We start from the raw sequence: 13857 nt of genomic DNA on the forward strand, positions 1-13857 counted from the left end.
ACCGCGATAAGCCCTGCGTTGTTGATTTCAGGCGAGCACGCCCGCCACGGCTTTCCATGCCGCCATGGCTTGTAGGCGGTGGAGGTGGGTGGCGAGGGCAGACTGGTGCGAGCGGGGCGGAACGAACAGGTTTCTGGCAGCTGAAAAGACCGAGGTGAACCGCTGCAAACCTCCGACAGACCGAAAGCCCTGCATCATTCTCTCCCGCTTCCTCAGCGGGAGATGCGAATTCTCAGCCCTGTTGTTCAAGCCCTTGTGGGATCGGTGCTCGACCCTCGGCATGACTTGGCGTCTGGCCGCTCCGTATGAGGACAGCTTGTCGCTGATGATGCGCTTGGGCGCTATGCCCTGCTTCTTCATCAGCCGGGTCAGCAGGCGCTTGGCCGCCTTGGTGTCCCGACGCGTCTGGACAATTTCATCGAGGACATAGCCGTCCTGGTCGACGGCGCGCCACAGCCAGTGCTTCCTGCCAGCGATGCTGATGACTACCTCGTCCAGGTGCCAAATGTCAGCCGGGCGTGGCGGCTTGCGCCGGAGGCGCCGAGCATACTCTGGACCGAACTTCTTGCCCCATCGCCGGATCGTCTCATAGGAGACGACGATGCCGCGCTCCAGCAACATTTCCTCCACGAGCCGCAGACTCAGAGGAAACCGGAAGTACAACCAAACGGCATGGGCGATGATCTGGGGTGGGAACCGTGGCGCTTGTAGCTGATGGGCTTGGTCATGCCACAGCTCGTAGGGCAGAAGCCTCTGACCAAAAGTTACCGTGACATCACCGCGTTTGAAGATCGCCATGCGGGAGGCTCTCTGACTGGCCTTTCCGCTTTACACTGCCCCGATTAATGCAACGCAGCCGACCTGAAAGCGACCAGCCGCCCTCCCCCCAGACCTGCCCCCGGTGATACGGAAGCTTAGAATGATTAAGGATGGGAAGGTTTGAGGCAATGATAACTGCGGGTCAGCAGTCCGATGTAGCGTTGCAATACTCGAAGTTCTCCAGCCAAGGGGCCACGTTCCTCAAGGGTACATTCTTCCACTTCCGCTCCCTATATTGGCTACAAACACCAGCCCTTTTCTTCTCTTCGGATACATGATGACGCCTGAAAAATCTCTCGATGCTGCCCCCATTCCTACAGGGGTGCCGGGTCTCGACCTCATTCTGAACGGCGGCTATGCCTCCAATCGTGCCCACCTGATCGAAGGCCGCCCTGGCTGCGGCAAGACCACCCTTGGCTTGCAGTTCCTTCTGGATGGCGTCGCGGCTGGCGAGCGCGGCCTCTACATCACCCTTTCCGAGAGCAAGCGCGAACTCGTCAGCGTGGCCGAGCGGCACGGCTGGTCACTGGATGGCATCGACATCTATGAGCTTGTCCCGCCCGAACTGAGCCTTGATCCCAAGCAGCTCCAGACCCTCGTCCATTCCTCCGATCTCGAACTCGGCGAGACCGTCAGGATGGCCCTGGAGGAGATCGAACGGGTCAAGCCCACCCGAGTCGTGTTCGACAGCCTGTCTGAAATCCGCCTCCTGTCGCAAGGCTCCCTGCGGTATCGGAGGCAGGTGCTGGCGCTGAAAAGTTTCTTTCTCCTGAACAACGCTACTGTCCTGATGCTCGACGATCTTACCTCCGAGCAAGACGACCTCAACCTGCACAGCATCAGCCATGCGGTCATTCGTCTGGAGCAACTCGCCCCTGTCTATGGAGCCGAGAAGCGTCGGATACGCGTCATCAAAATGCGGGGCACAGACTTCCGGGGTGGTTACCACGACATGGTCATCCGCCGCGGCGGCGTCCATGTATTCCCCCGTCTCATCGCCGCCGAGCACCACCGGGACTTCGACACCGGGGCTGCCACGAGCGGCATCGCGGAACTCGATACGCTCCTCGGCGACGGTCTGCACCGAGGAACCAGCACGCTCATCGTCGGCCCTTCCGGCGTCGGCAAGTCGTCTCTCGCGCTGGCCTATGTCCTGGCGGCGCTCGGTCGAGGCGAGCCGTCCCTTATCATCAGCTTCGACGAGACCAAACGCATCTTCCTGAAGCGGGCCGCCAGCATCGGGATGGATGTTGCCGCGTACGTAGAGGCCGGAACCCTGCAAATCGAGCAGGTTGATCCGGCATACCTGTCTCCTGGTGAGTTCTCTTCCCTCATCCGAAAGAGCGTCGAGGCGACAGGCGCGCGGGTGGTCGTGATCGACAGTCTGACGGGCTATCTCAACGCCATGCCCGAGGAGGAGTTCGTCGCCCTCCAGATGCACGAACTCCTCACGTATCTGAACCAGCAGGGTGTGGTCACGATCCTGATCCTGGCTCAGCATGGCATGGTCGGGCAGATGGCAACGCCTATCGACATGACCTACCTCAGCGATGCCGTGATCCTCATGCGGTTCTTTGAGGCGCAAGGACGGATTCGCCGCGCCATCTCGGTGATCAAGAAGCGGACCGGCTCGCACGAGGACACGATCCGGGAGTACCGGATTGACAGCGCCGGTGTCCGCGTGGGCGAGCCGCTCACGAACTTCCGTGGGGTTCTCACAGGCGTGCCCACCTATGATGGCGCGGAAACCTCCCTTCTGAAGGACCGGGACGGCCATGCAGGTTAGTCGCGCGTCGGTTCTGATCCTGGCCCCGGTGGGGCGGGATGCGGAGGTCGCTGCTGCAATCGTGAAAGAGGTGGGCATTGCCGCCACCCGCTGCTCCGATCTGGACGGCGTTGTGACAGGTTTGAGCGATGCGGATTGTGCCATTCTGACCGAGGAGGCCCTGCTGTCGTCGAACCGACAGGCGCTGGCGGACTGGATCGCCCAGCAACCACCCTGGTCGGACTTCCCCTTCATCCTTCTGACCCAGCGCGGCCTCACGCCTGATCCGCGCCTGCGCAAGCTTCTGGCGAACGTCACGGTGCTGGAGCGGCCCTTCCATCCCGACGTGCTGGCCGATGCCGTTGGCTCGGCCCTGCGCGCGCGAAAGCGCCAGCGCGAGGTACAGGCGCATCTGGAGGAGCGTCAGCGGACGCACGAGCGGCAGGCCCTGCTCATTCGCGAGCTTCACCACCGGGTGAAGAACACCCTTGCCACCGTCCAAGCCCTGGTCGGCGCAACCGCCCGTTCGGCCAAGTCGGTCGATGAGTTCTACCATGCGTTTGTGGCCCGGATCGTGGCGCTGGCGAACACCCACACGATGCTGACGGAAGACTACTGGCAGACCGCCTCTCTGGGCGAAATCCTCTCGGCGGAACTCGGCCCGTATCAATCCGCCTCTGCAGACCGCGTTATCCTGGAGGGGCCTGTCGTTCAGTTGCAGGCTGATCTCGCCGTGCCGCTCGGCATGGCAATCCATGAACTCTCGACGAACGCGGCAAAGTACGGCGCGTTGTCAGTCCCTGAAGGCAAGCTTCAGGTCCGGTGGGAGGTTCTGGAGCACGCGGAGGCTCGCAAGCTGCGCCTGGACTGGACAGAAAGGGGCGGGCCACCTGTCGAGGAGCCAAGCCGCCGTGGCTTCGGGTCTACCCTGATCCGCCGGATTCTCACGACCCAGTGCCATGCCGACATCCGGTACGAGTTCGAGCCGAGTGGAGTTCACTTCCGCTTGGAGGCACCCCTCGTGCAGGAGCGGCTGGTGCCGCATTATAACAGTCCGTGACCGCGATGATTCAGTTTCTGCCCGTGCAGGAGCGGGAGCTTGATGCGGTCTGTGAGCATTGAGGGACCAGCGTCATGCAACGCACCATGCTTCGCGGCAGTGGTTTTCAGATATGGCGGCAGTGGACCTCGAAGCAGGCCCACGCACCTCATAGGTGAGCACGATCAGAGAACTGGAGACGGTGGCTCCACATTGTCTCGCTTGGAAGTGTGCCTGCCTGCGTTTCCGGAGCGGTGGTTGCGGCATTCCCACGACCTTGCTGGCTTCAGGGGATCAGGCCAACAACTGCGAGGTGAGCCAAGAGCGACAGCCACTTATGGCTGAGGAACCATGGGTCTTGATAGAGCACGGCTCATTCATCTAACAAAACAGCGGCCCCGATGGTCACATCCCATTGAGGCCGCTGTTTTGTTAGAACGATCCCGAAGGCGCAGACAGCATTGACTGCCCCGCAGACGCTGCCGTGTCGCCGGTCTCAGGGCACGGCAGCAAAGTTGAGGCTTACCTTGTGGCGGGCTCGGGCATCTGGACGGGGAGCATCAGGTGCTCGTAGGGAGTGTCCGGCCACATCACATACGGCTGGGATGTGTCGGGTTTCGGGTCTCGTGGATAGCCCTCCATCATGCCCTTGGCTCCGACGATCATCACGTGCGGCCCAGTCTCCACCCAGTTGTTGTTGGGCTCTGGCTTCTGGGCAAATGGATCGGTGTTGCTGGCGTCCGTACCACCAGAGAGCATATACATGAAGCCGACCTTGTTCCTGGGCGGCTCCTTCTTCTCGATCCAGGCTTGTGCCCACTCCATGGCGTTCTGATCGCCGCACATCGGATCAGGCCCTGGCGAGTTCGGGTTATCCGCAAGACAGGTGAAGCCATTGGTACCCTTGCGGACAACCCGTGTTTTTCCATCCGCCGAGACATCGATGATGGTGGCGTCCTTGGCAACGGCGGGTGGGGCTGCCGCCATGGCGCTCTTGATGATGTCCTCGTCGCTGATGGGGCCTGCCGCATGCTGATGCTGGGCAGAAGCCGCGCCGATGAGAGTGAAAGTCATAACGCTGCACGCAAACCACGCGAGAGTGTGACGCCTGTTCATGGCTCACCTCCTATTGCTGCGCGACCGGCCTAACCACAATACTCCAATCCGCCTGTCTCGGGGAGATCATGACACAACACCCAAGCTTAGTGCGACGGGGCCTCGCCCCTGCCCTCCTGTTCATAGCCTCGTTCGCGAAGGGGCTGCCTGGCTCATCGGGCTCGGTGTCTGCGCCTCAGCCCCTGCCTGTGGGTTTCTTCGCTCCCGGCTCCTGTGGCTGCTGCGATTGATTCCCACCGCCCGTCAGGCTTGAAACTGTATCGGAGACCGTGCCTGGAAGATCGCGTACTGTCTCCTGTACGGTGCGTGCCGTGTCCCGCATCGTGTCGGGAAGCTCCCGCACCGTATCGCGCATTCTGCTTGGGATCTCGCGGATGGAATGCACCGTGGGCCGACGATTGCGCGGCAGCAGGCTGTAAAGCACCAGCCCAGCGAGTGCCGCACTGCCCATCATCACAAGCGGATTGCTCGTCACTGTTTCGATCACATTCGAGCTGAACTGCCGCGCCGCGTACATAGGGGCCGAAGTGTGCAGCAGTTTCTCGACGCGCGGCAGGTTCTCTTCCCGCGTATGCACCTCAACGGCAAACGTGCCGTCCTGACGGCGGTCGATCCCGATGCTATTGTGAGCAAAGCCGTTCTCTTCCAGGCGCTGACGGGCCTGTTCCGCCTCGTCGCGTGTGGGGAAGGATGCCCAAGCCAAGGTGGTGTTCTTCGCCATCAGTACCTCCTCCGTTCATCGGCTAGGAGCAATTCCCGGACAAAGGCGAAGGTTCCACGTTCCATTGGTGCCGACCCGTTCTTGATCCCGTCCCTCTGTGCCGAATGAGCCAGTGCTGGCGATCTGCCTAACCAACTCTGTGACCGAGGCTGATCTGGGAATGCTAGGTTTCTGACCTGTCGTGGAACTGACGCCTGTGTTGGGAGCTTCAGGAGAGATGCAGACGAACAACGGCAAAGCCATTCTGAGGCGGGCTTTCAGGCACCTGGAACAGGAGGTATCTGAGCGGGTGGGGTGGATCATCCGAAATCTGCGTCATCCGCGAGCGCAATGGATTCGCATTCCGGCTTGCGCTTTCCTTATCCTTGACGGGGTCTTCTCAATCCCGCTCTTTCTGGGCATCTGGATGCTTCCACTCGGGCTCCTGCTGATCGCCTACGACGTGCCGTTCCTTCGGGAGCCTGTGGGACGCTTCACCATTTAGGATGCGCAGAAATGGATCAGCTTCCGACAATGGCTCTTTCGACAAGCCCCCCGAAGCTGATTGGTCTTTGACGATCCCTCCGCTAATGGGATGGACCGGCCGTGCTTACCGGCGCACCCTTCATGAAGGGGCGCCCAGCACGAGGATCTGAGCCATGCCCAAAGCTCCGCTTCAGCACGTTGCTACCCTTGGCATCGACATCGGCAAGAACAGCTTCCATCTGATCGGCTTGGATGCCCGCGGTGCCGTTGTCCTGCGCCAGAAGCTCTCCCGCGGACAGGTGGAGCAGCGCCTCGTCAATATGCCCACCTGTCTCATCGGCATGGAAGCCTGCGTTGGGGCCCACCATCTCAGCCGTCAGTTGCTGGCCCTCGGCCATGATGTGAAGCTGATCCCGGCGCAGTTCGTGTCCCCCTTCCGCAAGAGCCACAAGAACGACTTTCGCGATGCCGAAGCCATCGCCGAGGCGGTGCTCCGTCCCACCATGCGGTTTGTCCCCACCAAGACAGTCGAGCAGCTCGACCTGCAAGCTCTTCATCGTGTTCGCTCGCGGCTGGTGAGTCAGCGGACAGCCGTGATCAACCAGATCCGTGCTTTCCTGCTCGAGCGCGGGATTGCGGTGCGCCAGAGGCTGCGCTCGCTGTGTCAGGCGCTGCCGGATATTCTCGCCCAGCGAACGGACGTGCTCACGCCGCGGATGACGCACATGATCGAGGGCCTGATGCAGGGCTGGCATCATCTGGACGAGCGCATCGATGCAGTGACTGGCGAGATCGAAGCCCTCGTGGCCGCCGACGAGGCCTGCCAGCGCCTGATGAGCATTCCGGGTGTGGGGCCGATCATCGCCAGTGCCATGGTGGCCAGCATCGGCAACGGAGCCGCCTTCAGCCGAGGACGCGACTTCGGCGCTTGGCTTGGCTTGGTTCCGCGCCAGATCTCCACCGGCGACAGAACCGTGCTGGGCCGCCTGTCGAAGCGCGGCAACAGCTACTTGCGATCCCTGCTCATCCAGGCTGCTCGTGTGCTGCTGCTCTGGCCGGCGAAGTGGCGCCAGCACAGCTTTGGCGAATGGCTGACCGCCGCTTCGCTGCGCCTGCACCACAACGTGTTGGCAGCAGCTTTGGCCAACAAGCTGGCCCGCATCGCCTGGAGTGTGTTGAGCCAGAACCGGATCTATGAACCGCGAACGGTGGCTGCCGCCGGTTAGGACGAGCAGGAGCCTGACCCCAGTTTAGCCCCCTGAAGCTCGCCGAGGTCTGCGAGAGGAAGACGAGATGGAGAACGGTCGCGCCGTCACATTGGTGCTCTGGTGACCCCAATGGCCGAAAGGGCCGATCCGCTAATGAGAACCGATGTGCGCGGATACCCATGATGGCCGGGAGCATTGCTCCGCAAGGGCCGGATACATTAGCGCAAGACCAACCTCACCATCTCAAAAGCCTCGCGACGCACGGCCGGTCCATACATGGGGTCACCCAAGGAAATTGCTGCCGCCTCGGGAATATCTGTTGTCCCCTTCGGCAGCAGACGTTCGGTCTACTTCGCAAATGTGCCATCACGAGACCTTTGCCAAGGCTCGTAAAGAGATCAGTGCAGCAACTCAGCCGAAAATGATTTGCGCGAGCTGGTACATGCCGTTGGGCTTGTCTCGGTAGAGCACGGCGGCGCAGGCCTGTGGCAGCCCCATTGCTCATAGGCAATCCGGGACGCTAAAGACCAAATTCGGTGCAGGTCAGCTTGAGAGCGGTTTCGCGAGGGCTGCCCGCACCAGCTTGTCCAGTTCCTCAACCCGCTGCGTCTGATCGTGAAGCAAGCCTTCGAGATGCTCGCCGCGAATGCGGTCAAGCTTGTCGTGCAGGGCCATGATCTCAACCTCGGCCTTCAGGTTGACCTCATAATCCAGGCTCGCTGCCAACCGATCCCTGGCAGCCTGGCGGTTCTGAGACATCAGGATTACAGGGGCTTGGAGCGCGGCGACCATCGACAGGATCAAGTTCAGGAAAATGTAAGGGTATGGATCAAAGCCTCCGCCGAGGCTGGCCAAGGCAAGGCTGTTCACGACAACCCAGGCGATGAGCATCCCTGTGAAGATCGTGATGAAGGTCCAGGAGCCGCCAAACCGAGCGACCCGATCCGCGAGGCGTTCGCCCAAGGTCTGCTGTTCTTCGAGAACACGGTTCACATTTCGAGCGATATGCGAACGCTTGGCAATATGGAGGATTACCCGCTGCTCGCGTTCAGACAGCCGTGTTACGCCGCTGTCCAGCAACTGCCGAGCGAGTTGAGCTACCTCGTCCATAATCGCCCTCCGCTTTCACTCTGACCCGAGAGTGCAGTCTACTCTAACCATAGGCACCGGAGGAGGCTTGCCGTTCGCGCCCGTGGCACATCCCAAGGTGATCAAGAAAACCTTCTATTGCACCCTGAGACCCGTGCCACTCTTCCAAATATCGGACGGCGGCTGCCTACTTGCCAGTTGCATCAATCGGACCCCGCCGGGCACATAATCCACGCGAGATCCAAGAGGGTCAGAAAAGCATCGTGATCCGATTTTCAAGTTCAATTGCTTGGATTACGTCCATGTCTTGCCGTACCTCTCCGATCATGTCGAATAATTCACGGTTCGAGACAATCATATACTTAGGTCAAATAAAAGGGTATACTTCAATAAATTTAGGAGGACATCATGATTCAGAGAATCAGGTCCTACATTCCTTACGAAAACGAAGCTCCCCTTGTTGCGGCTCTGGCCCTCCTGTTCTGCGGAGCCGTGATCTTGGGGTTCATGTAATGCTTTCCCAGGCGCTGATTTCACTCCTCCTGATCGCTGGCATTCTCGCCGTTTTTACACTGGGGATCCGCTTCCACGGGTGAGAGAACCCTGATCGTGAACGCGGGTCCGTGCAATTTCGCTGGTGTCGCCGGTCGGTTAGGAACGAGACTCAGCACTGGCCGATTGTCCCGTAGACCGAGAGGCTCGACCGGCACGACATGGGTCTGAACAGGCCTATGAAGGGCGGCACCCGACAATGAACAAGCGCGCATCAGTCATGCACCGCCGCCTCGCAGCGATCTTCTACGCTGACGTGGCAGGCTACGTGCGCCTGATGAACGCGGATGAAGCCGGCACGCTGGCCCTGCTCGATTCCCGCCGCGAGATCATGGATCGGCAAATCACCCAGCACGGCGGTCGCACGGCCAACACCGCCGGCGACAGTGTTCTTGCCGAGTTCCCAAGCGTCGTTGATGCGGTCCAATGTGCGGTTGGCATTCAGGAGAGGGTTGCTGCGGCCAATGAGGAAACCCCTGAGAAGCGCCGGGTGACCTTCCGGATCGGCATTCACGTGGGAGAAGTTATGGTCCGCAACGGCGACATGTTTGGCGACGGAGTGAACATTGCGGCCCGCATGGAGAAATTGGCACAGCCGGGATTGGTCTGCCTCTCAGGAGCGGCCCATGATTACGTGTCCAGGGTGCTGCCACTGACCTTCGACGACCTCGGGACACAGCACGTGAAAAATCTCGACGCGCCCATGCGGGCCTTTCTGGCCCATCCCACGGATCATCCGCTGTCTCGGGCGCTGCCACCGGTTCACCGCCGCAGTGAGTTCAACCTGGGCCAACGCTTCCACACCATTCTGAACCACGCGCTGGTGGACGTGACCAAGCCCGAGGGGCTGACACTGGTCGAGCCTGCGGTGCTGGCCTCCCTCCACGATGCGCCAAACATCGACGAGCGGCGACTGGCCGAGCGGATCGGCGTTGACCTCGCCAGTGCCCAGCGGATGATCAAACACCTTGAACTTCTCGGCTTCGTCAGCCGGACACCGGGGAAACACGGACGCGACCTGCGCCTTCTCAGCCTCTCACCAGAAGGGCTCGTTCTGTATGCACGGTTATACCCGGCGATCCTTGCGGTGCGGGATCGCGTGATGGCTGCCCTGTCGGAACGGGAGCGGGAGACTCTGCAAGACCTCTTGGCGCGGGTGATCAACGCCAATGAACTCACGAGCCAACGCCGCTCGGGCTGATCCTGGCGGGACCACACGGCTGAACCAAGGGGCATCCTTCTGAGCGCTGTAACGGATTGCTCCCGTATGCTGGGATAGCGCGAGAGTTTAGGGAGGTATCCCATGGCCTTTGTCATGTTTCAGTATGACCGCCCGACCGACGCGCATCGCTGGAACGATTATAACCAACAGGTCCGGGGGTGGACTGCCCAGCTTCTGCACATCCCTGGAGCGGTGTCCTTTATGGCCTATCGCACTGCTGACGGAGCCAGCCCCGACACGATCACCATGCTGGAGTTCGATACGGTGGAGGATGCTCGCAAGGCGCAGGAATCCGAGCAGATGCAGAGAGTTCTCGAAGGTCTGCGGTCGGTCGGCGTGGCAGCCAAGATTCTGCTGGTGGAGCGCTCACCATTTACGCCCGAGCCATTTCAAGCGTGAGACCGGAGCCGCGCTGGAAGGCACGTGAGCCGACGAAGAGGCAACCAACGTCGCAATTTGCGCCGTCGACCGGAGCACCGAGAATTGGAATCCGACCCAAAATCCGCCGACACTGATCAGGGAAGAGCCGAAGCGGGAATCAATGCTGTTCAGCATCGCGGCGGCCCGTTCGTGGCAGCGGTCGAGGCCACCCGCATGCCGATGTTGGTGACTGATCCCAACATTGACGGCAATCCCAATTGTCTATGTGAACCAGTCCTTTGTCGACCTCTTCTGCTACTCCCGCGAGGAGGTCCTGGGCCAGAACTACTTCTTTCTGACCGGTCCCGACACCAATCCTGAGGTGGAGCGGCACATCCGGGCCGCCATGCAAGCCGACGCCCCTCTCACCCTTGAGGTGTCGCTTCGCGCCAAAGATGGCCGCGAGGTCTGGACGGCGCAGTTCGTCAGCCCCGTCCATGATGAGCAAGGCCGCGTGATCCAGCACTTCGCGTCGTTCTGGGACATCACCCGCCGCGTCAGGGCCGAGCGCCGCACCCGGCGCCTGAACGAGGTGCTGGAGAGCCGGGTCAGGGAACGCACCCACGAACTTCAGACCGAACTGGACCGCCGGCATGCCCTGGAGGGCGTCCTGACGGAAAGCATCCGCGAGAAGGATCAGCTTCGGAGCCAAAGGAGCGTGTTGTTGCATGAGGTCAACCATCGGGCCAAGAACAGCATCGCCATGGCGATCTCAATGCTGCGCCTTCAGATCAGGCACAGGACAATCCCGTGGTCTCGGAGGCGTTGGAAAATGCCATCCAACGCCTGGATCATCTCGCCCGCATTCACGATCTCCTCTACCGGCAGAGCAGCCATGATGTGCAGGCGGTTGATATGGCAGGGTACCTGACGGAGCTATGCCGGAACTTTGGCCATCTTCGGAGCCCCCAGGATCAGCGCATAGACCTCACGAGCGACGCCGATGAGATCACGTTGGACGTTGATCGCGCCATCAACGTGGCGTTGATCGCGGGAGAGGCAATCACCAACGCACTCAAGCACGCCTTCCCCGACAAGCGGCGCGGCGCCATTCGGGTCGGGCTGCACCTCCAGGAAGACTATGTGCTCCTGTTCATCGAGGATAACGGCGTGGGGCTTCCCGCCACACGGCGCACGGGGGCATTGGGCATGCGCCTGATCGAAGGCATGGCTCGTAGTCTTAACGGCATCCTGGCGATTGAGGGGGAGCGGAGGACGCGGATTCAAGTGCGGTTTCCGCTCACATCTGAGCGCAACAACCCTGCTGCCTAGCGCATCGTCCGGAAAAGTGGACCCGGCTTTCCGGACGATGCGCTAGGTCAACGGCCACACCAGCAGGATGAGCGGCACGCCAAGCAGAATGACAATGAAGGAGAGCGGTAACCCCAGCTTCCAGTAGTCGCCGAACCGGTATCCGCCCGGCCCCATCACGAGCGTGTTGCACTGGTGTCCAAAAGGCGTGAGGAAGTCGCAGGCTGCGCCCACCGCGACCGCCATGAGAAAAGCGTCCGGTTTATAGCCGAGCTGTCCGGCAAAGGTCGCCGCGATGGGAGCCATCACCAGCACCGTGGCTGCATTGTTCAGGAACGGCGTCACGGCCATGGCGGCCATCATGATCAGCGCCAGTGCGCCGTAGGATGGGAGCGTGCTGGCAAACTGCGACAGCCATCCGGCGAGGAGATCGGCCCCTCCGGTCGTGCGGATGGCGTCGCTGACCGGAATCAGCGCTCCGAGCATCACCAGAATGGGCCCATTGACCGCTTCGTAAGCCTCCCGGAGCGAGAGTGCCCCGAGCAGGACCATCAGGACGGCGGCGGTGAAGAAGGCAGTGGCAACGGGCAGCACGCCAAAGGCCGTGAGCCCCATGGCGCTCGCTGCTTGCCAGCACGGGAACGAGACCCTGCCGGACATTGCCCAGGCGGATTTCGCGCGCAGCCAGCGGCAGACAGCCGAGTTCTTTCAGCTTGTCCGGAAGCCGGGTGAGATCGCCCTTCAGCACGACAACGTCGCCGGTCCGCAAGGTGATGTCGCGCAACCGTTCGGTGAACCGCTCGCCGCTGCGACTGACGGCCAGGAGATTGATGTTGAAGCGCTCGTGCAACGCCATGCGTTTGGCCGTTTGGCCGATCAACATTGAGGTCGGTCCGACGACGGCCTCGATTCCTCCGATCTCCTCATCGACCCCCCTGCCTTGCGTGGGGCGGTCCTCCCCCTCAAGTTTCAGGTGAGCGCGGGCGACCGCCCGCTCAAGCGCCTCCGGATCGCCCTCCAGAAGAACAATGTCGTCCTGGCGAAGGACAGCATCCGGCAGAGGCGTCGTATGCTCGGTCTGGTTTCGAACGACGCCAGTCACCAGCACCTCGCTGTCACAGAGCTTGGCCAGATCGCTGACCGTCTTCCCGATCATCGGTGAGTTCGCAGCAACGCGAGCTTCCGTCATGTAGTCGGTGAGGTTGATCGCCTCGTCCATCGTCCCCACGGCTTTGCGACCGCCAGGCAGAAGCCGGTAGCCGAAAGCCAGGAACGCCACGCCAGCCGCCGCAAGGCCGAGGCCGACCGGGGTGAAATCGAACATGCTGAAAGGCTGACCCGTCAAATCCTCGCGCACACGGGAGACGATGATGTTGGGTGAGGTGCCGACAAGGGTCATCAGACCGCCGAGCAGTGAGCCGAAGGCCATCGGCATGAGAAAGCACGAGGGGGAGGCATGGGAGCGCCGCGCCATCTGGAACGCCACTGGCATCATCATCGCGAGCGCACCGATGTTTTTGACAAAGGCGGACAGGATCGTGACCGCTGCCACAAGAACGACCATCTGGCCCTGCACCGAGGGGATGTAAGGCGAGACCCGATGGAGGGCCGCCTCCATCACGCCAGAGCGTGCGACGGCGGCGCTGACGACGAGCGCGCTCGCGACAATGATGACGATATCGTCGCCGAAACCGGCGAAGGCCGCCTTATGCGGGACAATGCCGGTGAACACCGCGGCCAGGAGCGCCAGAACAGCGACAAGATCGTAGCGCAGCCGTCCCCAGACGAACAGAGCCATCATTCCGGCCAATATGGCGAAGGCGAAGGTTTGGTCCTGCGTCATCGTTCTGCCTTAGACCGCTCTGCGGAGAAGGAGCCCGCGCGATTTCCTGATCCGATCCGTCCTGCTGTCCTGTTTACACTGTGCAGGGTCTCGAATCTCGTCCCACCGATGCCGACGCCACAATCCCATCGTGATCGCCTATCACCGCTCATGGAGCTTTGCCCTACAGCATCTGTCGGCTTTGGATCCGCTCAAGGATCTCAGATTCCTCAAAGGAAGAATGTACAAGCATGATCAAGCTCAGCAGAAGAGTGCCCCCGCTCAATCTGGGAATTCCCTGCCGCACTGTTCTCATCACTTATGGATTCAGCGGTAAGGTCATCGATTCTCCTGTTGGCGCTCTCAGG

At 61.2% G+C, this 13857-nt stretch carries 11 protein-coding genes and 1 pseudogene; 7 read left to right on the forward strand and 5 right to left on the reverse strand.

Translation table 11 applies throughout. The features are described from left to right. Nucleotides 1–27 precede the first annotated feature (27 nt). The gene (locus AB8841_RS21395; protein WP_370439333.1) at nucleotides 28–735 is read right to left on the reverse strand and encodes an IS6 family transposase; all 708 of its coding nucleotides are present in this window, start codon (nucleotides 733–735) and stop codon (nucleotides 28–30) included. A 361-nt stretch (nucleotides 736–1096) separates the two neighbouring features. On the opposite strand from AB8841_RS21395, the gene AB8841_RS21400 reads away from it, so the two are divergent. Both AB8841_RS21400 and AB8841_RS21405 read left to right on the forward strand, forming a co-directional pair. Beyond that, the gene (locus AB8841_RS21400) at nucleotides 1097–2605 is read left to right on the forward strand and encodes an ATPase domain-containing protein (RefSeq protein WP_370439334.1); all 1509 of its coding nucleotides are present in this window, start codon (nucleotides 1097–1099) and stop codon (nucleotides 2603–2605) included. Beyond that, nucleotides 2595–3644 (forward strand): sensor histidine kinase, encoded by a 1050-nt coding sequence (locus tag AB8841_RS21405; RefSeq protein WP_370437812.1) that lies wholly within the window; start codon nucleotides 2595–2597, stop codon nucleotides 3642–3644. Before AB8841_RS21400 ends, AB8841_RS21405 begins: the two co-directional genes overlap by 11 nt. A 501-nt stretch (nucleotides 3645–4145) precedes the next feature. On the opposite strand, the gene AB8841_RS21410 is transcribed toward AB8841_RS21405, so the two are convergent. Both AB8841_RS21410 and AB8841_RS21415 read right to left on the reverse strand, forming a co-directional pair. Further along, entirely contained in the window at nucleotides 4146–4739 is a 594-nt protein-coding gene (locus tag AB8841_RS21410; RefSeq protein ID WP_370437813.1) for a hypothetical protein, read from the reverse strand. A gap of 175 nt (nucleotides 4740–4914) precedes the next feature. After that, nucleotides 4915–5460: a hypothetical protein gene (locus AB8841_RS21415; protein ID WP_370437814.1), complete on the reverse strand. Its 546-nt coding sequence runs from the start codon at nucleotides 5458–5460 to the stop codon at nucleotides 4915–4917. A 638-nt stretch (nucleotides 5461–6098) separates the two neighbouring features. Here AB8841_RS21415 and AB8841_RS21420 point away from each other — a divergent pair. Next, nucleotides 6099–7151, forward strand: coding sequence for an IS110 family transposase (locus AB8841_RS21420; protein WP_370437815.1), 1053 nt, complete (start codon nucleotides 6099–6101; stop codon nucleotides 7149–7151). Nucleotides 7152–7676: 525 nt separating this feature from the next. On the opposite strand, the gene AB8841_RS21425 is transcribed toward AB8841_RS21420, so the two are convergent. Further along, nucleotides 7677–8243 (reverse strand): DUF1003 domain-containing protein, encoded by a 567-nt coding sequence (locus AB8841_RS21425; protein WP_370437816.1) that lies wholly within the window; start codon nucleotides 8241–8243, stop codon nucleotides 7677–7679. A 730-nt stretch (nucleotides 8244–8973) separates the two neighbouring features. Here AB8841_RS21425 and AB8841_RS21430 point away from each other — a divergent pair. From AB8841_RS21430 to AB8841_RS21445, 4 genes are all read left to right on the forward strand, one after another. After that, nucleotides 8974–9975, forward strand: coding sequence for an adenylate/guanylate cyclase domain-containing protein (locus tag AB8841_RS21430; protein ID WP_370437817.1), 1002 nt, complete (start codon nucleotides 8974–8976; stop codon nucleotides 9973–9975). 102 nt (nucleotides 9976–10077) lie between these two features. Continuing rightward, nucleotides 10078–10395: a DUF1330 domain-containing protein gene (locus tag AB8841_RS21435; protein WP_370437818.1), complete on the forward strand. Its 318-nt coding sequence runs from the start codon at nucleotides 10078–10080 to the stop codon at nucleotides 10393–10395. A 223-nt stretch (nucleotides 10396–10618) separates the two neighbouring features. Continuing rightward, nucleotides 10619–11287 (forward strand): PAS domain-containing protein, encoded by a 669-nt coding sequence (locus AB8841_RS21440; protein ID WP_370437819.1) that lies wholly within the window; start codon nucleotides 10619–10621, stop codon nucleotides 11285–11287. Beyond that, on the forward strand, nucleotides 11182–11688 hold the full coding sequence (locus AB8841_RS21445) for a sensor histidine kinase (RefSeq protein WP_370439335.1): 507 nt from the start codon (nucleotides 11182–11184) through the stop codon (nucleotides 11686–11688). The genes AB8841_RS21440 and AB8841_RS21445 overlap by 106 nt, the downstream gene beginning before the upstream one ends. Before the next feature lie 42 nt (nucleotides 11689–11730). Here the strand turns inward: AB8841_RS21445 and AB8841_RS21450 are convergent. After that, nucleotides 11731–13510 (reverse strand): annotated as a pseudogene (locus tag AB8841_RS21450) (SLC13 family permease). Nucleotides 13511–13857: the final 347 nt, after the last annotated feature.

Origin of the sequence: Microvirga sp. TS319, assembly GCF_041276405.1 — a bacterium.
Classification (GTDB): Bacteria; Pseudomonadota; Alphaproteobacteria; order Rhizobiales; family Beijerinckiaceae; genus Microvirga.